Source organism: Sporosarcina sp. FA9 (assembly GCF_051550205.1).
In the GTDB taxonomy this organism is placed as follows: domain Bacteria; phylum Bacillota; class Bacilli; order Bacillales_A; family Planococcaceae; genus Sporosarcina.
The window spans coordinates 1,366,668-1,388,386 of sequence record NZ_CP188819.1 but is presented as its reverse complement, the minus strand read 5'-3'; the positions used below and the strand labels follow the sequence as shown (position 1 = coordinate 1,388,386).

Genomic DNA, 21,719 nt, shown 5'->3' with positions numbered 1-21,719 from the left:
CTTAAAACTTTAAAATATCCATTATCTTTTTCGGTATATCTTGCAAATCTTCAACTTCATCAGCCAGTCCCGCTTCAACAATTGCTTTCGGCATTCCATAAACAACGGATGTTTGCACCGACTCTGCTATTGTAATCGTTTGACCATTATTCTTAAGTATTCCCATCCCTACTTTACCGTCGTAACCCATGCCGGTCATAATTACTGTTAAATAGTTTGGTTCTTTTATCACAGCTGCTGATTCTAGAAGAACATCTACTGCTGGTCGATGACCCGAACGAGGAGGTTCAATATCATCCAGATGAATGAAATAAGATTGTCCCAACTTTTTAATCTTCAAATGTTTACCACCCTGAGCAATATAAGCGGTTCCACTCAGTATAGGTTCGCCATTTTCCGCTTCTTTTACATGAATATTACAAAGCGTGTCTAGGCGGTCTGCTAAAGATTTCGTAAAACCAGGCGGCATATGTTGAACGATTAATATCGGTGCGGCAAATTCAGCGGGCAATTGTGTAAGTACAGCTTGTAGAGCTCTAGGACCCCCTGTAGATGTACCTATTATAACAAATGTTTTTGCATTTTTGATGAATACACCTTTATTTTGATCCATTTCTTGCTTTAAAGGTTTTGCGATTGGATTTAGGTCCTTTATTTTAATTGAAACTAAATCTTTTTCAACAGATTTTGGGTTGTGGAGTCTTGTGAGTTTAGAAATATGTACTCCCGATGCCGCAGCAACTTTTTTAACGATTTCATCTTCTACATCTATTAAATTTAGAGAGATAGCTCCACCCGGTTTAGCAACGAAATCAACAGCACCGTACTCCATTGCAAGCATGGTGTTTTCAGCACCTTCTTTTGTGGTACTCGAAAGCATAACTACGGGAACTGGATGATGTGCCATTATTTCTTTTAGTGCTTCAAGACCATCCATAATTGGCATTTCAACATCCATCGTAACAACATCAGGCTTTAATAACTTTACTTTTTCAATAGCATCTTTACCGTTACGAGCAGTTCCGATTACTTCAATATTTGGATGGTTACTTAGAAAATCGCTTATAAGTTTTCGCATGAATGCCGAATCATCAACAACAAGTGCTTTTTTAATTTTGCCTGTTTCCAAATCATCCATGTCCCTTCCTAAACATATTTTTTAGCCTTCCAAGAAACCGTTGTTTATTTTTAGGATCTATAGTTGTTTCTAACTCAACAAAAGTAGAAGCAATGTTTTTAATTTTTTTTGAAATTGGAGCGTTTGGGAATAAAAGAATAAAGGGCTTTTGAGCAAGAACAGCTTTATGAACAGAACCATCTTCCGGTAACAATCCTAAAATTGTTGTCTCCTTATCGAGAAACTTCCGCATCGCAAACTGCAGTCTTGAAACAGATTCAGTACCTTCATCATTTTTAGATACCCGATTTCCAACGATATGAAATTGTTTGTCCGGGTCTCTTAAGCAAATGAATTTCATCATTGAATAGGCATCTGTAATAGATGTTGGCTCAGTTGTTGAAATGACAACAATTTCATCAACAGCTAGAACTAAATCAATAACATGTTGAGTTGCCCCCGCACCCATGTCAAACAAAATAAAGTCATATTCTGTTTGCAAATATTCAAAAGCAGTAATAAGTCTATTAAACATTGCTTCAGACCATTCCATTACTGAATTAAGTCCAGAGCCACCTGAAATAAAATCCAAACCTTCTGGTGCTTTATTAATCACATCGGATAACTCATTACTTTCAGATAGATAATCTCTTAAACTATTGTTCGGGGTCATTCCAAGCAAAATGTGAATGTTTCCCATACCAATATCCATATCAATAATAATTACTTTTTTACCATATGAACTAAGGGCATAAGCGAAATTCGTCGAAAAGTTTGACTTTCCAACACCGCCTTTTCCACTAACAATTGCAATTGACCTAGATAACGGTTCCTGTACTTTTAGCATCTGACGTCTAAGTTTTTCTGCTTGATCATGCATAACGTGGATCCTTTAAAAGCATCGATATTAGCTTTTCAGCATCTGCTTCTGTAATATCTTCGGGTACTTCTTGACCATCGGTTAGATAGGCAACTCCAAGGTTAAATTCCCTAATAAGGTTAAACATCGGTCCTATTGACCCTGTTTCATCCATCTTTGTGAAAATGAATTTCTCAATAGGGAATGAGCTAAACTGCTGAACAATCGTTTTCATATCCTCTTCTTTAGACGTCATCGAAAGTACTAAGAATGATTCCATATCCAGTGAAAAGTCCACAAGTCGAATTAAATCTTCCACATATTTTGTTTCTTTATAGTTCCTGCCTGCTGTATCAATAAATACTAAATCCAACTCTGAAAACTTTACTAAAGCAGCTTCGAAATCCGTTTTGTTATAAACAATTTCAACTGGTGCTTGCAATAAGTTTGCATATGTTCGTAGTTGCTCAATTGCTGCAATCCGATATGTATCTGTTGTGATAAAACCAATCTTTTTCTTTTTTTCAAGTAAAGCGCGAGCGGCAATTTTGGCAATTGTTGTCGTTTTCCCGACTCCGGTTGGTCCTAAAACATTGATATACTTCTTAGTAAAGGATATACCCCCAAAAGGATTATGTCCGATTTCCTCAAGAAGGATTTCCCTAACAATTTCCCGTTGCTCATCATTCGTGAAATCATTTTTTTCTGTTTTCATGCGACTGTAAATTTCTTCACCGATTTGAGTAATACTATTTTCATTTAAACCTTGTGTTTGTAAATGGACGAGTAATTGCTGCATTTCATCCGGATAGCGAGAGTATTCTATTGATGGACGAATGTTTTTCAATATCTTTTTCATTTCATCCATTTCTTTTTTCAATTCCATAGTTGACGTATTTATCGCTTCAACTGGATATGAAGATTGTGTATGAACGGGTTCGATTTTTTTATTTACAGGTTCATCATAACCCGCGACGACCTCAACAGATTTCTTTTTAAAAAGACCAAGAAAACCTTTTGAGTTCACAACATTTGAACTGAGAATAAGTGCATCGTCTCCAAAATCTTCACGAACTTTTTTCATTGCATTGACCATTGTATCTGCTGTATAACGTTTCATCTTCATGCAATCTCCACCACCCCAACACTTTGGACTTCAATCGATGCTTCAAGTTCATTATAAGAAAGAACAGGAATTTGCGGGAAATATCGCTCCGTAACTTGTCTTAAATACATGCGAATTGCAGGTGTACATAAAATCACCGGTGATTGGTCCATTAATGCAACACGCTCAACTTCTTGTGCAATTGATTCTAGAATTTCCTGTGACTTTTGAGGATCAAGCGATAAATAGTTTCCTTGTTCGGTTTGTTGGATACTATCTGCAATCATTTTTTCTATTTTGCCAGAGACTGTCAGCACTTTTAACGACTGTCCGGTTGCGGCATATTGATTTGTAATTTGTCTTGCTAGTGCTTGTCTTACATACTCCGTTAATACGTCTACATCCGAAGTATATTTAGAATAATCCGCAAGTGTTTCAAAAATAATCGGTAAATTACGTACAGAGACATGTTCCCCTAATAGTTTTGCAAGAACCTTTTGAATTTCTCCAATTGAAAGCGGAGTTGGAGTTAACTCGTCTATTAAAATTGGATATGTCGCGTGTACATGATCAACAAGTTGCTTCGTTTCTTGTCTGCCTATTAATTCTTTAGCATTGGCACGGATCACTTCTGTTAAATGAGTTGAAACGACGCTTGGGGGATCTACAACTGTATATCCCAGAATCTCGGCATCTTCTTTCACATTTTCTGTAATCCATTTAGCTGGAAGCCCGAACGATGGTTCAATTGTGTCAATTCCTTCAATTGAGTCATTTCCACCAGGACTCATCGCTAGATAATGGTCTAAAAGCAGTTCCCCCCTTGCCATTTCGCTTCCCTTAATTTTAATACGGTATTCATTCGGTTGTAATTGAATATTATCTCGGATACGGACAACCGGTATGACAAGTCCTAGTTCAATGGCCAATTGTCTACGAATCATCACAACTCGATCAAGCAAATCTCCACCTTGCGTGGCATCTACGAGTGGTATTAGCCCATAACCAAATTCAAATTCAATTGGATCTACATTTAGCAAGTTGATAATGTTTTCTGGACTTTTCATTTCATCTGTCTCGATTTCTTCTTCCATTTCAAGCAACTCTTCTGGATCTTCTTTACCTTTACGCGACATAACAAATGCTCCAATTCCGAGAGCCAATGCAACTGGAACTGTTAAAATGTCGTTAATCGGTGTAACTAATCCAAGTAGTAATACAGTTGCTGCAGCAACGTAGAGAAGTTTCGGTTGACCAAAAAGTTGTTTCGTAATGTCAGCGCCTAGATTTCCTTCAGAAGCTGCACGTGTTACTACAATACCCGTTGCTGTTGATATTAAAAGTGCCGGAATTTGAGATACAATTCCATCCCCTACTGTCAATTGCGAAAAGAGAACGGCTGCTTCTGCAAATGGAAGCCCCATTTGGGCAACACCTATAATCATACCAACTAGAAGGTTAATAATAACAATAATAATTCCAGCAATGGCATCTCCTTTTACGAACTTTGTAGCCCCGTCCATTGCCCCGTAAAAGTCTGCTTCATTGCTTACTTTTTCTCTTCGTTTCCGAGCGTCAATCTCAGAAATCATACCCGCATTTAAATCCGCATCGATACTCATTTGTTTTCCAGGCATCGCATCTAGTGTGAAACGTGCAGCTACTTCAGAAACCCGCTCCGCACCTTTAGTAATAACAATGAACTGAATTAGAATGAGAATGACGAACACGACGAGTCCGACGACGACGTTCCCACCTGTTACAAACGTACCAAACGTTTCAACTACGCCCCCTGCATCTCCATTACTTAGAATCGCACGAGTTGTTGAAACGTTTAACCCTAATCTAAATAAGGTAAGTAACAGTAATAAAGTAGGGAAAATTGAGAACTGCAGTGCTTCTTGCATATTCATCGAAGTCAGAAGAACCATAAGTCCTAATGTAATATTAATAATAATAAGGAAACTAAGAAGCCAGGTTGGAAGCGGGATGACGAGCATTGCTACAACCATAATGACTGCTGAAAGTACACCTATATCTTTAAACTGCAAGCCATCCCTTCTTTCCTATGTTCAAATTTTACGCTGTATTCGGTACACATAAGCCAGTATTTCAGCAATTGCTTTAAAAAACTCTTCTGGCACACGGTCTCCTATTTCAACTTGGTCGTAAAGTGACCGAGCAAGGGGCCGATTTTCAACGGTTATTATTTCATGTTCTTGTGCAATTAACTTAATCTTCTGTGCAACAAAGTCGACACCTTTTGCAACAATAATTGGAGCATCCATCTTCCCATCATCGTACTTTATTGCAATTGCATAATGGGTAGGGTTTGTAATTACAACATCTGCATTTGGAACCTCTTGCATCATTCGGCGCATCGCCATTTCGCGCTGACGTTGCTTAATGCGCGATTTAACCTGAGGGTCCCCTTCAGTGTTTTTATGTTCATCTTTAATATCCTGTTTGGACATTTTCAGGTTTTTTTCATAGTCATATTTCTGATAAAGAAAGTCAAGTATTGAAATAAACAAGAGTACAAATGATGCAATAATTCCCATCATTACTGCAAGTTGTCCAACAGTTGTCATAACATCCCATGGACTTTTAAATGCCAATCCAAGTACTTTATATATGTTTGTATATACAATTACAAATGTGACAGATCCAATAAAAGATATTTTCAATACTGATTTCATTAATTCAACAATTGCTCTTATGGAAAAAATTCGTTTTAATCCTTTAATCGGATCAATTTTTTTCAAATCCATCTTCAGTGGTTCAGCTGTGAACAATACACCAAATTGCAATAGATTCGCTGCAACTGCTGCAACTACCGCAACTAACATAATCGGTAGAAGAACAAATGCCATTTGCAGTAAAACGTCCGTGTATATGATCATTACTGTATCTATATCATATTGGGTCATAGAGACATACTTTGTAAATGAGTGATAAAAAAAACTAAAAAAATGATTTCCCATGGACGCTGCTCCAAAAAACAAGAACATAAAAATCGACAGAAGAAGAATCGAGCTCGTTACATCTTGACTCTTTAACACTTGACCTTTTTTACGAGAATCGAGGCGCTTTTTCTGCGTGGCTTTTTCGGTTTTCTCACCTGCAAAAAACTGCAAGTCTAGCCGCAACAACATACTAGCCACCTCCAAGTAGAACCATTAAATTCCTCATGCTTATGATCATAAACTCAAAAAGCTTTTTCATGACTTCAATCATTACAACCATTGTTATTGTTAAAACAATAAAGCTGACCCCAATTTTAATAGGGAAACCTACGACGAATATATTCAATTGTGGAACAGCTCTAGCTGTTATTCCAAGTGCTAAATCGACCAGAAACAAAGTGGCAACAATCGGTATGGACATTTGAAAAGCGATTGCAAATGATGCTGCAAATGTTTTAATAACAAACTCAACCACACTTGCACTGCCAAACGCCGGCCAAACTTCATCGATAGGAATAAATTGATAACTATAATAGATTCCATCAAGCAGTAAATGATGTCCATTAAGTGCAAGTAATAATAAAATTGCCAGCGAGTTGAAAAACTGACCAAGAAGTGGTGACTGAGCACCCGTTTGTGGATCAATGATATTCGCAATTGCAAAACCCATTTGAAAATCGATAAAGCCACCTGCAACTTGGATGGCTGCCATAATAATGAATGCAATGATTCCGATTGTTAAACCGACTACGGCTTCTTTAACGACAAGTAGAAGGTACGTGCCATCGACTTCTAAACCTGGGACTTCAATCGAATAGACAAGCATCCAAGCAAACAATGCTCCAAATATAATTCGTTGCGTCGCCGGTATTGCCCTGTAAGAAAATAATGGTAATGTTACAAAAAAAGCAGTAACACGTGTCAATATAAGTAAGTAAGCAGCCAGTGATGGTATTAATTCTTCCATTTAATCACCCGATATACCGTGAAAGATTTTCAAATATATCTGTTGCATAACTCGTAACCCTAGTAAGCATCCAAGGACCAAAAAAAACAATTCCAACAAGAACGGCAACAATCTTAGGAACGAATGCAAGTGTTTGCTCTTGAATCTGAGTTGTCGCTTGAAAAATACTTACAGAAAGACCGGTCACCAGTGCAAGTATAAGGATTGGGCCTGACGTCATTAAAATGACTGAGACTGCCCGTTCGGCTATAGATACAACCATTTCACCTGTCAATTAAACCCCTCCTAAAAACTTTGCAACAGCGATTTAATAATTAAGTACCATCCATCTACTAGGACGAATAATAAGATTTTAAATGGTAATGAAATCATAACAGGAGGTAACATCATCATTCCCATCGACATTAGAATACTTGCTACAATCATGTCGATTACTAGAAATGGAATAAAAATCATAAAACCCATCTGAAATGCTGTCTTTATTTCACTTAATGCAAATGCTGGAACAAGCATAGTTAATGGAATATCTTTCAATGATTCCGGACGTTCCACTTCGTTGTATCTTAAAAATAGCTCGATATCCTTTTGACGCGTATGTTTACTCATAAATTCTTTTAGTGGAAGACTTGCTTCTTCATATGCCTCCTCCAATGTGATTTCTTCAGCAAACAAAGGTTTTAATGCATTTTCATTTACCTGGGAAAACGTTGGTGCCATTATAAAAAAGGTTAGGAAAAGTGCTAGCCCTACGAGTACTTGGTTTGGAGGCATCTGCTGTGTCGCAAGTGCAGTTCGAACAAAAGACAGAACAATAATAATACGCGCAAAAGAGGTCATTAATATTAGAATTGCTGGTGCTAAAGACAATACTGTTAAAAGGAGCATCATCTTAATGGAGGTGGATACATTTGAGGGATCACTGTCCGAGAAAAATTGAACGAAATCATTCATCTCTATTGCGCCCCTTTTCTGTCAATCGGCTTAACTGCCGTTTCCTTTCCACTTTCATCTCATCGAGCCTTGTATTAAAAATCGTACTGAATTCGGTTGGTTCATCTGATGATTCGGTTTGTTTTTTGCTTTCTTTTCCACTTAATTTATTCAACAATTTTTCAAGCACCCCTGAAGCAAGTGGTGTGGCATCATCTTGATAGAACTCTGTAAGTTTTTCAATTTCATCTGCATCTGTTACTTCTTTTAAAAGCCGGATATCATCTCCGACCCCTATCAAGTAATATGTTTCACCAATGACTACAAGTTGGATTGATTTATGTTGACCAAGTGAAATACCACCCATGTTTTTCATTAGTCGAGTTTTATCATACAATCGATTTCTTCTATTGATGAACTTGAGCAGTGCGTACAATAATCCAATGACAAAAACTAGTGCGAATAACGCTTTTATGTAATCCCCAACTGATGACCCAAGGTTTGCGGGTTTAGAAGTGCTATCAGTAGCGGGAACGTCAACCTTATTTTCACTTTCTTTTTTCGCATCATCCTCACAATCATTTTTATCATCAAGACAATCGGATAGAAACAAATTATTTCCATCCGCGCTGACTGTTGAATTAGGAGCTATTCCAAGTAGTAAAAGAAGTATAAGGACAATTTGTACATACTTTTTCATTATTGATAACTTCATAATCTAGTTATCCTAATGCTTTTTCGATTGCTTCAACTACACGGTCTGCTTGGAACGGTTTAACGATAAAATCTTTAGCCCCTGCCTGAATTGCATCAATTACCATTGCTTGTTGACCCATAGCTGAACACATGATGATTTTTGCTGTAGGATCTTTTTCTTTAATGGATTTAAGCGCTGTAATGCCATCCATTTCCGGCATTGTAATATCCATTGTTACAAGGTCAGGCTTTAATTCAAAATACTTATCAATTGCTTGCGCGCCATCTGCTGCTTCGCCAACAACCTCAAAGTTGTTTTTTGTCAATATATCCTTAATCATCATTCTCATAAATGCTGCATCGTCAACAATCAAAATTCTTTTCCCCAAATTCATTACCTCCCAGTAACTATCTCAAATTATTCAGACGATCTGCCTGACTTAATATATCTGTAATACGTACTCCGAAGTTTTCATCAATGACAACAACTTCACCTTTTGCAATGAGGCGACTGTTAACAAGAATATCAACTGGTTCACCAGCTAATTTGTCTAATTCAATAATCGATCCACCTGATATCTCAAGTATTTCTTTTACAGAACGCTTTGTGCGACCCAGTTCAACCGTTACTTGCAAAGGAATGTCCAATAGTAAATCTAAGTTCTGGGACTCTCCTTGTGTTAGGCTTGGCGCTTCAAAACTAGCAAATTGAGCCTGTTGCACATGCACTTGTGGTTCTGGAGCGCGCATTTGTCGCTGTTGCTGATACTGCGGAGCCTGTTGTTCCTGATAAACCGGCTCATTTATTGGTTCAACTCGCTGCTTCTCATGATTTGTATTTCTGCTTGGTTCTGCCGACTGCGTGATGGGAGCAGCCATTTCAGCAACTGCCGCTGTTTCATCTTCCCCAATTCCACCTAATAGTTCTCCAACAAGCTCTTTTCCGAATTGCAGCGGTATGAGTTGCATAATATTAGAGTCTATTAAATTGCCCACTTTTAGTGCGAATGAAATTCTTATCATTAACTCTTCTTCAAGTAACTGTTCGCGTCCCGCGTCTTCGTTGAAATCTATAAGTTTAATAGTCGGCGGGGATATATCTACTTTTTTATTAAACACAGTTGACATGGACGTCGCCGCAGAACCCATCATTTGATTCATCGCTTCTTGCACTGCACTTAAATGAATTTCTCCTAAATCACCATTTGGCTCTGTGCCATCGCCTCCAAGCATAAGATCCGCAATTACCGCGGCATCGCTTTGCTTGATCACCAGAAGGTTCGTCCCACTAAGTCCTGCTGTATAATTCACATTTACTGCTGCGTATGGATGGATGAACTCTTTTTCTATCGTAGACTTGTCAACGACCGAAATAGTAGGCGTTGTGATTTCAACCTTTTGGCCGAGTAGTGCCGAAAGCGCGGTTGCTGAACTACCAAATGAAATATTTCCTATTTCACCAAGAGCATCTTGTTCCATTGCAGTTAAATAAGTATCTGTAGTAAATTCATCCTCAAGAGTACCTGAAACTTCTTCCAATCCAATCGGTTCACCACGTAATAACGCTTCGATTTCCTCTTGCGATAGAATATCATTACTCATCATCTTCATCCCCTCCAATCAACGTTTCTATTATCTGCACTGCCATTCGGTTTCTTAAATGTCCTGGTTGAGCGGTGAATTTTGGTAATTCCCCGATTTTGACAATAAGTGGATCATCAATTTTCTGGTCCAGAGAAATTACATCCCCCCGTTGAAGGTATAAGAAATCCTCTATTGTCATTTTACCAGTTCCTAGTTCAACAACAATAGACAATGAAGCTTTTTTAAGTCTATTTTCAAGCTTTGCGCTTTGTTCAGTTGTCATTTCTTTTTTATTCGTTTGCATCCAATATTGAACCGATAAATTAGGCACGATTGGTTCAAGAACAATATGTGGAATACAAATGTTTATCATTCCACTTGATTCGCCAATTATAATGTTAAACGAAATAACAACAACCGTTTCATTTGGTGAAATCATTTGAAGAAACTGCGGATTCACTTCGATTTCCGTTAAATAGGGATCAATGTCAATTAAACCCGACCACGCTTCACGTAAGTTGTCAAAGGACCGTTCAAATAAATTCCTCATTATTTTCATTTCAATTTCCGTTAAGCTATCCGCTTTGCCCGGACTCTCTCCAACCCCGCCCATAAGGCGGTCCAACATGGAATAAGCAATATTTGGGTTGACCTCCATCAGCACATTACCTTCTAGGGGAGTTACTTCGAAAATATTAATGAGTGTGATATTCGGTATGGACCGAATGAACTCTTCAAAAGGTATTTGGTCTACTGAAGCGACATTTATTTGCACATATGTTCGAAGTTGCGCTGAGAAAAACGTTGTCAACAATCGAGCGAAGTTTTCATGGATTCTTGTCAAGCTTCGAATTTGATCTTTCGAAAACCGGAGGGCCCGTTTGAAATCATACACTTTGACCTTGCGGGTCTCTTCTTCAACTCTCATATCATCCGCAGACATTTCACCTGTTGACAATGCAGACAAAAGTGCATCAATTTCATTTTGCGATAAAATATCTCCCGACATAAGGTCACCTCCATCAATTTCGCCTTGGTGTAATTGCGTCCAGATTTTTTTCGAGTTTACTCGAAAAACTCCTTTAAAAATCTGTGACATCCGCCGGAGGCTTTAACTTAATTCAGTCGGAGTTTGAACCCCCACTGAAAGAAAAAAGTTCGCATTCATCCCACCACTTATAGAAGTGGTGGGATGAATGCTGAATTCAGTTAAAACTTACTTACTGAATAATGTAGGACACAATATAAACCCGTTCGACTTGACCTGTTTGCATCAACGGATTCAAATAGGACTTCAAAGCATTTTCAAAAGCTTGTTTCCCCGCTTTGCCTTCAAGGTCTTTTGCTGTCATTTCAGATAATTCCTGTATAACGATGTTTTTCACTTGGAACTCACGTTTCGTAAGCTCTTCAGCAGCTTTAACATTTTCGGTTTGGATTTTCAATGAAATACGGATAAACTGCCTGCTCCCAATATTTGTTGTGATTTCAGGAACATCAACAGATGCTTCGACAATTTCATCAATCGTCGGTTCTTTCGCTACCGCTTCGGCTTTAAAGTCATTTCCAAACGATAACCAAAGAGCTAGGAAAACAACACCAACTAAAGTGACACAAACGAGAACAATTAGTATGATTGTTAACATTTTATTCTTCATCTTCAGCACCTCTGACATGCGGATTTGTTAATAATTGAACCTCTTTATAAAATTCGGTAATGCGGCTGAGTACATCATCAGCCGTATCCAGAACAATGTACTTTGTGCCCGTTGTTAGCGTAATTGTCGTATCTGGAAAAGACTCAATCTTTTCTATGTAAAGAGCATTTAATGTAAACTCCATACCGTTCAAACGAGTAACTTTTATCATATGTAAGGGGCCAGGCATAAGAGCCGGCCCGACCCTCCTTTTATATAACTATAGTTTGTAGTAGTTCTTGGTGTTTGGGATTAAACCGGTTGATTTCCGTTCCAGTCGGACGCGTTCCGGAGGGCGTGGCTTGAGCCGCTTCCTTCGCTTCGCTACGTCCAGGGTCTCAAGGCGCACGCTAATCCTCCCGGAGTCAGCTTTAGCCGAGGGGCCCACACGAGGTGGGTCATGCAGTCGTTACGACAGGACGTCGTGATTTTAGACTGCCTTGCACTCCAATCAACCTAGTTAGTATTAAAAATAGTAATGAGATATTCGATTATCGTTTCAAGTTCACGAGTTCTTGAAGAATTTCATCCGATGTAGTGATGATTCGTGTGTTTGCTTGGAAACCACGTTGAGCAACAATCATTTCAGTGAATTCTTCAGCAAGGTCGACGTTGGACATTTCTAGGAAACCGGACTCCATCTTGCCGAAACCTTGGTCGAGTGCAAAGCCTGGATTTCCTTCTCCAGAGTTTGCTGAAACTCGGAAGTAGTTACCACCAACTTTATCAAGTCCGCCTGGGTTTGAGAATGTTGCGATTTGAAGTTTACCGGCAACTTGAAGAACAGCTTTGTTGTCCGTTATTGCCTGGTCTAAAGGGAGTTTGGCAAGATCATAATTATCTTGAGTAGTTTTTAAAGCATCTTTTAAACCCTGATCCTCTGGATCCGCTTTTAAAGCTACTTCAGCGCCTTTTATAGCAGCCTTTAGTGTTGCTTCTTGCGGCCTGAAAAGCAGTTCCTCGGCAGCTATTGCATCCTTACCTGCCTGCGTTGTATCAACAAAATAAACTGTACCATCTTGCCCAATAGACATAGAGGAAGCTGTTTTAGGGATTTGGATTTTTCCATAAGTATAATCGTCAGGATCAAAAGGAAGACCCATTTCTTCGTCTCCTTCATCCACATAATCAGTACCATCACTTGGTTTACCTTGTAATCCCATAAGGTATCTACCATCACCATCAACCAAATCACCAGTGCTATCCATATAAAAGTTTCCTGCTCTTGTATACATCATCTCGCTACCGTCACTTACTTGAAAGAATCCATCTCCTGCAATCGCAAGATCCAGTGTATTTCCCGTAAACTGTGTAGATCCACCTGTGTGAATTGTATCAATTGCAGCAATTTGTGATCCAAGCCCAACTTGTTTTGGGTTTACCCCACCGCGCGTTGCACTTGCACCTGAAGCACCCGCAACAGTCTGTGATATCAAATCTTTAAAAACGGTTCTTCCTTTTTTAAAGCCGTACGTATTAACGTTTGCAATATTGTTACCAATTACGTCTAGTTTTGTTTGAAAGTTTCGTAATCCTGAAATTCCTGAGTACATTGAACGTAACATTTATATTTGTTCCCCTCTCGATTTTGAGTGCACCACTTCAATCAGTCGGTGGTGCGTGGCATCCTGTAAAGGTCCTGCCGTTTTAGCTAAGCACTATTGTGCCGTCAATATTTGTAAATAGTTGATCTTTCGCTTCCATGCGGTCCATCGCTGTAATGACAGTTGAATTTCTTGCACTTATAATGAGTGCTGCTTGATCCATCAAGACGAGAGACTCTTTGATTCCCTTCGTTTTCGCCTCGTTCACTTTATCTGCAATATGTGCCCATTCTGATTCCGATATTTGAATGCCGCGCTCTTTTAAACGATCGCTTGCATGTTTGCTGATTTTCAGCTCTGCAGGCTCTTTCGCTTTATTCAAATGTTCAAGAAAGGATTGTTTAGGACTTTGGACAGATTGTATAGGCTTTCCTTGGCGAATGAATGGTGGCGATGGAATGCGATGGATATTTATGTTGTCCATACAGTCACTCCGTTCATTTTATCGGCTTATTGATGTGAAGTTTTTTCCATCTATACGACTTCCATCTTCTAAAATGTATTGAAGTTTACCATCTTTATTGGAAACAGAAACGACTAGACCTGACTTTTCTTCTTCGCCGTTCGTATAACCAACATTTTTGCCAATGAGCATACTTGCCTCCACGAGATTGTTAGTACCTCCAGAGCCACTCGCAAGTACTTCGGAAATATTTCCTGGCGTTAGTTCTTTTCCGTCTTCCATTGTAAATACAGCTAATCCATTGACAAATTTTACAGATGAAATCATTCCAGTACCTTCAGAAACAACTGATTTACCATCTTCGCCCACTTCTTCTGTTATTTGATGCCATTTAATATTCTTACCAACAAATTGGTTATATTGAATTAATTGTGATTGGCCTTGTGCTTCCGCAAATTTTTCAAACGACTTCGACAAGTTCATTGTTTGTTCAAGTGCAGAAAATTGTGCCATTTGTGCGATAAATTCGTTGTCTTTCATCGGGTTTGTTGGGTCTTGGTTTTGCAATTGGGCAATGAGCAGTTTCATAAAATCATCTTTCCCCATCACACCATCGCCTGTTTTTCGTTCATCTCGTTGTTTATTGACGAGGTAATCATTGCCTGAAATCGGTTTTTGTCCGTCTATTGTTGCCATTCGTTATGCCTCCAGTTCAATCATATATTCCTGGAATGTCATTTCATCTTCCGGGTCGTGATTCTGTTGTTGTTCCGTTGTTTCTTGTTCCTGTTTAAAGTGCTGATTGAAAGCTTGATCTCTACCGTTTCGTGTTGTATCTTGCAATGTTTGGGTAATATCAATGCGGTCTACTTGTAAATTTTGTTGTTGGAAGGATGCTCTTAACTGATGTAACTGACTATCCAACATCTCTTTACCAAGTGCTGTTGACGCAAGTATTCGTGCTGTCATTACTCCGTTTGTTTGTATAAGTTCGATACGAACTTGTCCCAAATGTTCGGGATATAATTTAACGAGCAGTCGATTCGTGCCCCCTGCTTGACCGAAATTAGATCTTTTAAAAAGGTTTTGCATTTCTTTCAATAGTGTTTCATTTCGTGCATTGTTGCGATTTTCTACTTCAGTAGCTGGCAAGTCGCTTTTTATATTCGCCAGATTACTTGACGCAGCACTAATTGCTTGTGTCTGTGTATCTTTAGGAGCTTCTTTTGGATTTCCATCGTTGTTATTGGAACTTTGATTTGTATCTGACTGCATTACAAAACGCATAATCTGCTGCGGTAATTGAACCAATTCAATATTTCCGTTACTCTTTGCATTCAGATTGGTTTCAAAATTATTAGCAATTGTTGCAATCATACTTTGAAGGCTAAACACTTGTTGTTCTTGCCTCACGTGAAGATCTGTTTTCGGTGCCGCAACCTCAATTGTTTTCAAGAATGCCAGAAGATCAATTGCCTGTTCTTTTGGTATTTCACCTTTTCCTTCGAGTGAAGTTAAAAGGTTTTTAAAAAACTGCGGTGTTAAAGTATCGATCGCATCAAGCAATGGAAGTATGTTATCCATTAGTCGTTGAGGATCTATTTCTAGATTTTCAAGTTCAGTCATTTTAAAGAAATCGTTTATTTTAATAGTAGCATCTAAATCTTCGACGCCAATTGCGTTCAATACGGCATTTAGCTCTTCTAAAGTTTTTGCATTCAGTATAGCTAGTAGTGCACTATCGGTTGCACCTTCAGAAATTACTTCAGTGACAATCGGTGTTGCTGGAAGACCCGCCATAATTCCGCTAAATATAGATCCAAAACCTGAGTTTTCCTTCAAATTACCAGATTGCATTCCACTTGTTTGTCCCTGGCTACTGATTCCAGTAACTGTTTGGCTCATTGTTATGTTGATTTTTTTCACCTCCCTTAAAAGAATTTAAAGCAAGCCTACTATTTCGTCATTAATGATGTATATTTCGCTGCATCTTTGGGTGTCATTTTTTCCAGAATCGCCGCGAGTAACTCTGGTTTCATACTTGTTAAAATACGCATCACTTCTTCGTCAGCCATCTCAGTTAATATAGGAGCAGCGGATTTGGCGGACATTCTTTCAAATGTAGATACAATTTCTGTAAACGTTCGTTTTGTGGTGTCTTTTTCTACCTTTAAAATTTCAATTTCATATTGAAGTTCCTCTAATTTTTCAAGCAATTCTTTTTTTTCATTTGCTGAGCCTTCTACCTCAGCTTGAAGTTTTACGAGTTGTGTTTCTTTTTCACTAAGTTCTGCTTGTAAAGTCACAACACGCTCTTCAAGTATTAAATCAGTTTCACCTACGAAATCCTTTTCTTCATCAACAAAAGGCAGTTTCCCCGTAAGTTCCTTCGCTTTATCGAACACATTGACATCAGTGAACTTGGCAATAATTAGGAACACCGCCGAAATCGCAAGTAAAGGGAGTAGTATGGAGAGTATTACGACAAGTAGCTTGTTAGATGATTTTTCTTCATTCACAGCTGATAAATCTTCAACTTTCTTCTTTTTCGCCATTGTATCACCTGATTTCTTTTCTTCCGAAACTTAACGTAGATAACTCATCAAGCCGAATCGCATCTTTATGTTCCATTTCAATTCGATGATCTTCTTGGTCATTCTCCTTCATTTTTTCAAACTTCTTCACTTCAATCGTTCTTTCCAACAACTTTTCTTCGTACCAAGTCATTTTCGAACGGGCTTGTAGAACTTCTTGTTGAAGTTCAGCAATCTTTTTTTCAAGGCTATTTACAAACCGTACATAATGGTGAATCCCATCAATTGAAAATCCAGTTTCCAGTCGTTCTTGCTGTTCTTTTAATGTATCTTCTTTCTTTTTCAATAAGTCGTAAAGCTTTGTTGCAACAATTTCAAAGGCATCAATCGATAATTTATACTCCATCTCGGTTTCAGTCTTTTGTTGTTCACGGTATGTTAAAACTTTCTCAAAACGGTAACTGTATGCATTCACAATACATTCCCTCCCGTTCCAAGTGCTATTAGTTCGGTAATGCTGTCTTCAATTGAAATATTATCTTTATAACTCTGTTTTAAAAAGTTTGTAATAAGAGGTTCGAATTCAATCGCTTTATCAATCTCTTTTGACGTCCCACGTTTGTAAGCGCCAATGTTAATAAGATCTTCGGATTTATCGTACGTATAGTATAGTTCACGAAGCCTTTCAGCCGATTTTACGTGGTCATCATCTGCAATGTGATTCATCAATCTACTGACACTTTTCAGAACGTTAATGGCTGGGTATTGCCCTTTATTCGCAAGTGTTCGATCCAAAACGATGTGCCCATCAAGTATCCCCCGTACCGCATCGGCAATCGGTTCATTCATGTCATCACCATCTACAAGAACGGTGTAAAATGCCGTAATCGCGCCGTGTTCATTCGTTCCCGTTCGCTCAAGTAATTTAGGTAATATCGAGAAAACAGATGGCGTATATCCACGAGTCGCGGGGGGTTCGCCAACCGCAAGGCCAATTTCACGCTGTGCCATCGCTACCCGAGTAACGGAGTCCATCATCAACATGACGTTCATTCCTTTATCCCGGAAATATTCCGCAATTGCCGTAGCCGTGAAAGCACCTTTAATCCGCATAAGGGCTGGTTGGTCAGAAGTAGCCGCTACTACAATTGAGCGACTCATTCCTTCAGGTCCTAAATCTCTCTCAATAAATTCCCGTACTTCTCGACCACGTTCTCCTATTAGTGCAATGACGTTTAAATCTGCAGTTGTATTTCGGGCAATCATACCGAGTAAAGTACTTTTACCTACACCTGAACCTGCAAAAATACCAATTCTTTGGCCATTACCAATCGTAAGCATTCCGTCAATCGCTTTCACTCCGACGGATAGCTTTTCATTTATCGGAGGACGAGTGAGTGCATTGGGCGGGTCTTGTTCAGTCCGAACAGTTGTTAAACCCCTTGGCAACGGACTGTTGTCAATCGGATTGCCTAATGAATCTAAGACTTTACCGATTAAGTTCATGCCAACTTTTATCTCCAGTGGCTTTCCAAGTCCCTCAACCAAGCAACCACTTGAAATGTTTCGTATATTTGTAAAAGGCATGAGGATAACAATTTCTTCTCGAAAACCAACAACTTCGGCTTTTATTACAGAATCAGCATCTGTCCCGTTCTTTAAATGGATATGACAGACGTCCCCTATTGAGCTTTCAGGACCTTGCGATTCAATCATTAAACCAACGACTCGGGCAACTCGACCAAACTTTTTAAACGTATTCAGTTTAGGTATATATTCGGTCAATTGCTCCGCTTTTTTCATCGTTAGTCACCGCTTTCCATAATTTCAATAAGACGTTCTCTGATCTCGTTTAATTGTTCATCCACGCTTACTACGATTCGGCCATGATTTGTTTCGATATAACATTCTGTCGATTCAAAATCGTCGTTTGCAAAAATGAGAAATGGTACATCTGGTGGGAATATCGCGGCGAGTTCTGCCCGGTTTGCTGAAATGAATTCGAAATAATCTTGAGAAATATATAATTTAATTTCTTTCATTTCTCGTGAATCTTTAATTGCTCTTCGGACGATGGATAGAAACCGTTCTTCATCCTCCCCAATTACCTCACCCAAAATTCGTTCCGCACTTCGCATTGCTAGCTCGAGTATGACGCGTTCCTGACTTGCAACATATTGACTCGCATTGTTAAGGGATTGCTCAGTCGTTTTATTGGCTGTTTGTATTGAAGATTCCATATCTGATAGGGCCTTATTTCTTCCTTCTTCATGACCTATTTGAAAACCATCTTCATAGGCTTTTTGTTCAAGTATTTCCTTTTCTTCAGCCCAGGCTTTTTGCATTGATAAAATGTCTTCTGAAGCGACATTTCGCATGTTTTCTATCGTCAACTTTTCCATGTTTATTTCTTTTTTGGCTTCATTTAGAATTTTGTCTCGTTCAAAATAAATATCTTCAAGGGAAATATTTTGATTTTCTATTTCAAACTCTTCTATAGCATTCAAGTTTCGGATTCCAATTTGTCGCGTTCCCCCAATTTCTGACAGGGTGTTTTGTGAACGGAATACGTTAGACAATGATGTCATCTCCTCCACCACGAGCAATGATTATTTCACCAGAATCTTCCAACCTGCGTATTATTGCAACAATTCGCGACTGGGCTTCTTCGACATCTCGCAGTCGAACTGGTCCCATAATTTCAATCTCTTCTTTGAAAGTCTCAGCCATACGTTGGGACATGTTTTTGTACAATACTTCTTGAACTTCTTCGCTTGATACTTTTAAAGACAATATTAAATCTTCATTTTCACAGTCCCGAATAATTCGTTGAATCGAGCGATTGTCCAAAGTAACGATGTCTTCAAATACGAACATGCGCTTACGAATTTCTTCTGCGAGTTCTGGGTCTTGTATTTCAAGTGCGTCAAGGATTGTTTTCTCAGTTGCACGGTCAACACCATTAAGCACCTCAACGACAGCGTCTACGCCCCCTGTTTCAGTGTAATCCTGAGTAACGGTAGATGATAATTTTCTTTCAAGCACCGCTTCAATTTCACTGATGACTTCTGGGGACGTAGAATCCATTGTTGCTATTCTTTTCGCAATATTTGCTTGCATTTCCTGAGGTAAAGACGATAAAATTATTCCGGCTTGTTGCGCCTCAAGATATGATAAGATCAGTGCAATCGTTTGTGGGTGCTCGTTTTGAATGAAATTCAGAATTTGCGAAGGATCAGCACGTCTAGCAAAATCAAACGGTCTCACTTGTAGTGATGAAGTGAGCCGATTAATGATGGCTTGTGCATGTTCTTTTCCAAGTGCTTTTTCCAGGACGGTTTTTGCATATCCAATTCCGCCTTGTGTAATATAATCTTGAGCAATTGCTATATTATGAAATTCTTCAATAATCTCCTCTTTAACGGATGACTCAATCTTTTTCACACCTGAAATTTCAAGCGTCAATCGTTCTACTTCTTCTTCATTTAAATTTTTGTAAACCGCAGCCGCTACCTCAGGTCCGAGGGAAATAAGTAGGAGAGCTGCTTTTTGTTTACCTGATAAAGCTTTTTCTTTTTTCACCATTCTATTTCCCACCTCTCATTCTTCAGCAATCCACGTACGCAGTAGTTTTGCAAATTCTTCGGGTTTTTCTTTTGCAAGTTTCTCAAGTTGTTTTCTGCGAAGCGTTCCCTCTGTTTCTTGCTCCGTATTAATTTCATCGATTGTGAGTAATTCCTGTTCTTCGAGTATAATTTCTTGTTCATCTTCTTCAGTTTGGCGACGTTTTCTAACAAGACCAATCACAAGTCCAATAATTACGAGTAAAAGTACCCCGCCAATTACATATATCCACCACGGAATAATAGAACCTATAGGTTGGAATTCAGCCTGCTTACCGTTAAACGGTTGAACAGAAACGACGATTCTTTCACCAATTTCTATTTCTGAAAGTTCACCGGCAGCTTCTTTATCAATCGATGTACGAATGATTGTTGCAAGAATACGTTCGATATCTACTTGCACGCCTTCAGGCATAGACGTAATATCATCTGCTACGGGGGGTTCTACCATTACTTGAATCCCAATATCCCTAATTTTATATGGACTTTCAACAATCTCTTTCCTAATTCGATTCACTTCATTATTAATCGTTTCTTCAATTTTTTCATAATCACCGTTTTGGAATTGTCCTTCAACATATGAACCTGTTCCATTATCGGTAGGATCCTCTCCGGTAGGAGTACCTCCAACAGATGGGGCATTTCCTGTAAAGGATTCCGTAATCCGTTGAACACTTAAGGCAATGCCTTCCATGTTTTCCACATCTACTGGTGTTACGAGTGACTCTTCGCGATTTTCAAGTTTAAAATCGACATCCGTCGTAACGGATACAATGACTTTGTCTTGTCCCATCATCGTGCCAAGCATCATCTGTACTTGTCTTTGTAAATCCCGTTCAATTGTTTTTTTAACGGCCATTTGCTCCGTAATACTAGTACCGTTCGCACCGTTATTTACTTTCATATCAAAGTACTCTAAGTATTGGTTTCTAATTGAAATATCTTCTGTTGCAAGATTAGGTAAGGCCTTAGACACTAAAGTATAAAGTGCTGTAATTTGTGGTTCCGTAAACTGATGACCAGGATTTGTTTTCAAAATAATTGCAGCAGTTGCCTTTTGAACTGAGTCATTTAGAAAAACACTTTGCGTAGGCATCGTAATCATGACATTCGCATCTTTTATTCCTTCAATACTTTTGATTAAATTAGCGAGTTCCGTTTGTGTAGCAGCAAGTTTCATAATATTAAACTCGTTATCTGTCATACCGAAACCTGCATTTTCAGAAAAGATTGTGTAATCCGTCGTTCCTGAAGTTGGGAACCCTTGTGCAGCTAATGTTACCAATAGATCATTAACTCTCGCTTTAGGTACTAGTATCGATGATCCACCAGCTTCAATACGATTTGGCACTCCCTGGCTATCAAGTTGCTCCTTAATGCGACCTATTTCTGCAGAAGAAACCTCTTGATATAAGGGCACAAATTCAGTCTTGGAAAGAAAGAATGTTAAAAAAGCTGCGATTGCGACAATCCCCACAAGCGATATAATATATGTATTTTTTTGTTTTTTTGTGCGACTTGTCCAAAACAAACCAAAGTCTGTTTTGATTTTCGCAAATCTTTCATTCATTATAATCCCCCGGTCAACTTACGTAGTTCAAGCCTAAAAACCAATTCGAATGAACTAATAAAAT

At 38.7% G+C, this 21,719-nt stretch carries 24 protein-coding genes; all 24 read right to left on the bottom strand.

What is annotated here, in order from left to right; translation table 11 throughout:
* Position 1 precedes the first annotated feature (1 nt).
* Positions 2 to 1,138, bottom strand: coding sequence for a protein-glutamate methylesterase/protein-glutamine glutaminase (locus tag ACP8HH_RS06760; protein WP_438317653.1), 1,137 nt, complete (start codon positions 1,136 to 1,138; stop codon positions 2 to 4).
* A complete protein-coding gene (locus ACP8HH_RS06755; RefSeq protein WP_438317650.1) occupies positions 1,131 to 1,997 on the bottom strand; it encodes a MinD/ParA family protein in 867 nt (288 codons plus the stop codon). The genes ACP8HH_RS06760 and ACP8HH_RS06755 overlap by 8 nt, the downstream gene beginning before the upstream one ends.
* The gene (gene flhF, locus ACP8HH_RS06750) at positions 1,990 to 3,102 is read right to left on the bottom strand and encodes a flagellar biosynthesis protein FlhF (RefSeq protein ID WP_438317647.1); all 1,113 of its coding nucleotides are present in this window, start codon (positions 3,100 to 3,102) and stop codon (positions 1,990 to 1,992) included. The genes ACP8HH_RS06755 and flhF overlap by 8 nt, the downstream gene beginning before the upstream one ends.
* Positions 3,099 to 5,132, bottom strand: coding sequence for a flagellar biosynthesis protein FlhA (flhA, locus tag ACP8HH_RS06745; RefSeq protein ID WP_438317644.1), 2,034 nt, complete (start codon positions 5,130 to 5,132; stop codon positions 3,099 to 3,101). The genes flhF and flhA overlap by 4 nt, the downstream gene beginning before the upstream one ends.
* 21 nt (positions 5,133 to 5,153) lie before the next feature.
* Complete coding sequence (flhB, locus tag ACP8HH_RS06740; protein ID WP_438317641.1) at positions 5,154 to 6,236, bottom strand: flagellar biosynthesis protein FlhB; 1,083 nt, start codon at positions 6,234 to 6,236, stop codon at positions 5,154 to 5,156.
* 1 nt (position 6,237) lies between these two features.
* A complete protein-coding gene (fliR, locus tag ACP8HH_RS06735; RefSeq protein ID WP_438317638.1) occupies positions 6,238 to 7,014 on the bottom strand; it encodes a flagellar biosynthetic protein FliR in 777 nt (258 codons plus the stop codon).
* A gap of 4 nt (positions 7,015 to 7,018) precedes the next feature.
* Positions 7,019 to 7,288 carry a flagellar biosynthesis protein FliQ gene (gene fliQ / locus ACP8HH_RS06730; protein WP_438317635.1) on the bottom strand — a complete coding sequence of 90 codons (270 nt, stop codon included), beginning with the start codon at positions 7,286 to 7,288 and terminating at the stop codon, positions 7,019 to 7,021.
* Positions 7,289 to 7,299: 11 nt separating this feature from the next.
* The gene (gene fliP / locus ACP8HH_RS06725) at positions 7,300 to 7,965 is read right to left on the bottom strand and encodes a flagellar type III secretion system pore protein FliP (RefSeq protein ID WP_438317632.1); all 666 of its coding nucleotides are present in this window, start codon (positions 7,963 to 7,965) and stop codon (positions 7,300 to 7,302) included.
* Positions 7,958 to 8,659, bottom strand: a complete 702-nt coding sequence (locus tag ACP8HH_RS06720) for a flagellar biosynthetic protein FliO (protein ID WP_438317629.1) — start codon at positions 8,657 to 8,659, stop codon at positions 7,958 to 7,960. The genes fliP and ACP8HH_RS06720 overlap by 8 nt, the downstream gene beginning before the upstream one ends.
* A gap of 7 nt (positions 8,660 to 8,666) precedes the next feature.
* A complete protein-coding gene (locus tag ACP8HH_RS06715; RefSeq protein ID WP_438317627.1) occupies positions 8,667 to 9,029 on the bottom strand; it encodes a response regulator in 363 nt (120 codons plus the stop codon).
* A gap of 19 nt (positions 9,030 to 9,048) precedes the next feature.
* Positions 9,049 to 10,242 carry a flagellar motor switch phosphatase FliY gene (fliY, locus tag ACP8HH_RS06710; RefSeq protein ID WP_438319056.1) on the bottom strand — a complete coding sequence of 398 codons (1,194 nt, stop codon included), beginning with the start codon at positions 10,240 to 10,242 and terminating at the stop codon, positions 9,049 to 9,051.
* Positions 10,235 to 11,233, bottom strand: a complete 999-nt coding sequence (gene fliM / locus ACP8HH_RS06705) for a flagellar motor switch protein FliM (protein WP_438317624.1) — start codon at positions 11,231 to 11,233, stop codon at positions 10,235 to 10,237. The genes fliY and fliM overlap by 8 nt, the downstream gene beginning before the upstream one ends.
* A 211-nt stretch (positions 11,234 to 11,444) precedes the next feature.
* On the bottom strand, positions 11,445 to 11,882 hold the full coding sequence (fliL, locus tag ACP8HH_RS06700) for a flagellar basal body-associated protein FliL (RefSeq protein WP_438317621.1): 438 nt from the start codon (positions 11,880 to 11,882) through the stop codon (positions 11,445 to 11,447).
* Entirely contained in the window at positions 11,872 to 12,093 is a 222-nt protein-coding gene (locus ACP8HH_RS06695; protein ID WP_438317618.1) for a flagellar FlbD family protein, read from the bottom strand. Before ACP8HH_RS06695 ends, fliL begins: the two co-directional genes overlap by 11 nt.
* A 319-nt stretch (positions 12,094 to 12,412) precedes the next feature.
* Positions 12,413 to 13,486 (bottom strand): flagellar hook-basal body complex protein, encoded by a 1,074-nt coding sequence (locus ACP8HH_RS06690; RefSeq protein ID WP_438317615.1) that lies wholly within the window; start codon positions 13,484 to 13,486, stop codon positions 12,413 to 12,415.
* An 82-nt stretch (positions 13,487 to 13,568) separates the two neighbouring features.
* The gene (locus ACP8HH_RS06685) at positions 13,569 to 13,949 is read right to left on the bottom strand and encodes a TIGR02530 family flagellar biosynthesis protein (RefSeq protein WP_438317612.1); all 381 of its coding nucleotides are present in this window, start codon (positions 13,947 to 13,949) and stop codon (positions 13,569 to 13,571) included.
* Between the two features lie 18 nt (positions 13,950 to 13,967).
* Complete coding sequence (gene flgD, locus ACP8HH_RS06680) at positions 13,968 to 14,624, bottom strand: flagellar hook assembly protein FlgD (RefSeq protein WP_438317610.1); 657 nt, start codon at positions 14,622 to 14,624, stop codon at positions 13,968 to 13,970.
* 3 nt (positions 14,625 to 14,627) lie between these two features.
* A complete protein-coding gene (locus tag ACP8HH_RS06675; protein ID WP_438317607.1) occupies positions 14,628 to 15,854 on the bottom strand; it encodes a flagellar hook-length control protein FliK in 1,227 nt (408 codons plus the stop codon).
* A 29-nt stretch (positions 15,855 to 15,883) separates the two neighbouring features.
* Positions 15,884 to 16,483: a magnesium transporter MgtE N-terminal domain-containing protein gene (locus tag ACP8HH_RS06670; protein ID WP_438317604.1), complete on the bottom strand. Its 600-nt coding sequence runs from the start codon at positions 16,481 to 16,483 to the stop codon at positions 15,884 to 15,886.
* Positions 16,484 to 16,487: 4 nt separating this feature from the next.
* A complete protein-coding gene (fliJ, locus tag ACP8HH_RS06665) occupies positions 16,488 to 16,937 on the bottom strand; it encodes a flagellar export protein FliJ (protein ID WP_438317601.1) in 450 nt (149 codons plus the stop codon).
* Positions 16,934 to 18,265: a flagellar protein export ATPase FliI gene (gene fliI / locus ACP8HH_RS06660; protein WP_438317598.1), complete on the bottom strand. Its 1,332-nt coding sequence runs from the start codon at positions 18,263 to 18,265 to the stop codon at positions 16,934 to 16,936. Before fliI ends, fliJ begins: the two co-directional genes overlap by 4 nt.
* A 2-nt stretch (positions 18,266 to 18,267) precedes the next feature.
* Positions 18,268 to 19,041, bottom strand: coding sequence for a flagellar assembly protein FliH (gene fliH / locus ACP8HH_RS06655; protein ID WP_438317595.1), 774 nt, complete (start codon positions 19,039 to 19,041; stop codon positions 18,268 to 18,270).
* On the bottom strand, positions 19,034 to 20,047 hold the full coding sequence (gene fliG / locus ACP8HH_RS06650; protein ID WP_438317592.1) for a flagellar motor switch protein FliG: 1,014 nt from the start codon (positions 20,045 to 20,047) through the stop codon (positions 19,034 to 19,036). Before fliG ends, fliH begins: the two co-directional genes overlap by 8 nt.
* Before the next feature lie 15 nt (positions 20,048 to 20,062).
* Complete coding sequence (gene fliF / locus ACP8HH_RS06645) at positions 20,063 to 21,655, bottom strand: flagellar basal-body MS-ring/collar protein FliF (protein WP_438317589.1); 1,593 nt, start codon at positions 21,653 to 21,655, stop codon at positions 20,063 to 20,065.
* Between the last annotated feature and the right edge of the window lie 64 nt (positions 21,656 to 21,719).

What these genes read in the sequence shown, in the direction of transcription:
- fliR (WP_438317638.1), bottom strand. Translation starts at nt 7,014, where the DNA reads ATGGAAGAATTAATACCATCACTGGCTGCTTACTTACTTATATTGACA.
- ACP8HH_RS06695 (WP_438317618.1), bottom strand. Translation starts at nt 12,093, where the DNA reads ATGATAAAAGTTACTCGTTTGAACGGTATGGAGTTTACATTAAATGCT.
- ACP8HH_RS06720 (WP_438317629.1), bottom strand. Translation starts at nt 8,659, where the DNA reads ATGAAGTTATCAATAATGAAAAAGTATGTACAAATTGTCCTTATACTT.
- fliG (WP_438317592.1), bottom strand. Translation starts at nt 20,047, where the DNA reads ATGGTGAAAAAAGAAAAAGCTTTATCAGGTAAACAAAAAGCAGCTCTC.
- fliY (WP_438319056.1), bottom strand. Translation starts at nt 10,242, where the DNA reads ATGAGTAATGATATTCTATCGCAAGAGGAAATCGAAGCGTTATTACGT.
- fliL (WP_438317621.1), bottom strand. Translation starts at nt 11,882, where the DNA reads ATGAAGAATAAAATGTTAACAATCATACTAATTGTTCTCGTTTGTGTC.
- fliI (WP_438317598.1), bottom strand. Translation starts at nt 18,265, where the DNA reads ATGAAAAAAGCGGAGCAATTGACCGAATATATACCTAAACTGAATACG.
- ACP8HH_RS06755 (WP_438317650.1), bottom strand. Translation starts at nt 1,997, where the DNA reads ATGCATGATCAAGCAGAAAAACTTAGACGTCAGATGCTAAAAGTACAG.
- ACP8HH_RS06690 (WP_438317615.1), bottom strand. Translation starts at nt 13,486, where the DNA reads ATGTTACGTTCAATGTACTCAGGAATTTCAGGATTACGAAACTTTCAA.
- ACP8HH_RS06760 (WP_438317653.1), bottom strand. Translation starts at nt 1,138, where the DNA reads ATGGATGATTTGGAAACAGGCAAAATTAAAAAAGCACTTGTTGTTGAT.
- flhF (WP_438317647.1), bottom strand. Translation starts at nt 3,102, where the DNA reads ATGAAGATGAAACGTTATACAGCAGATACAATGGTCAATGCAATGAAA.
- fliP (WP_438317632.1), bottom strand. Translation starts at nt 7,965, where the DNA reads ATGAATGATTTCGTTCAATTTTTCTCGGACAGTGATCCCTCAAATGTA.
- fliF (WP_438317589.1), bottom strand. Translation starts at nt 21,655, where the DNA reads ATGAATGAAAGATTTGCGAAAATCAAAACAGACTTTGGTTTGTTTTGG.
- flhB (WP_438317641.1), bottom strand. Translation starts at nt 6,236, where the DNA reads ATGTTGTTGCGGCTAGACTTGCAGTTTTTTGCAGGTGAGAAAACCGAA.
- flgD (WP_438317610.1), bottom strand. Translation starts at nt 14,624, where the DNA reads ATGGCAACAATAGACGGACAAAAACCGATTTCAGGCAATGATTACCTC.
- fliM (WP_438317624.1), bottom strand. Translation starts at nt 11,233, where the DNA reads ATGTCGGGAGATATTTTATCGCAAAATGAAATTGATGCACTTTTGTCT.
- ACP8HH_RS06685 (WP_438317612.1), bottom strand. Translation starts at nt 13,949, where the DNA reads ATGGACAACATAAATATCCATCGCATTCCATCGCCACCATTCATTCGC.
- ACP8HH_RS06670 (WP_438317604.1), bottom strand. Translation starts at nt 16,483, where the DNA reads ATGGCGAAAAAGAAGAAAGTTGAAGATTTATCAGCTGTGAATGAAGAA.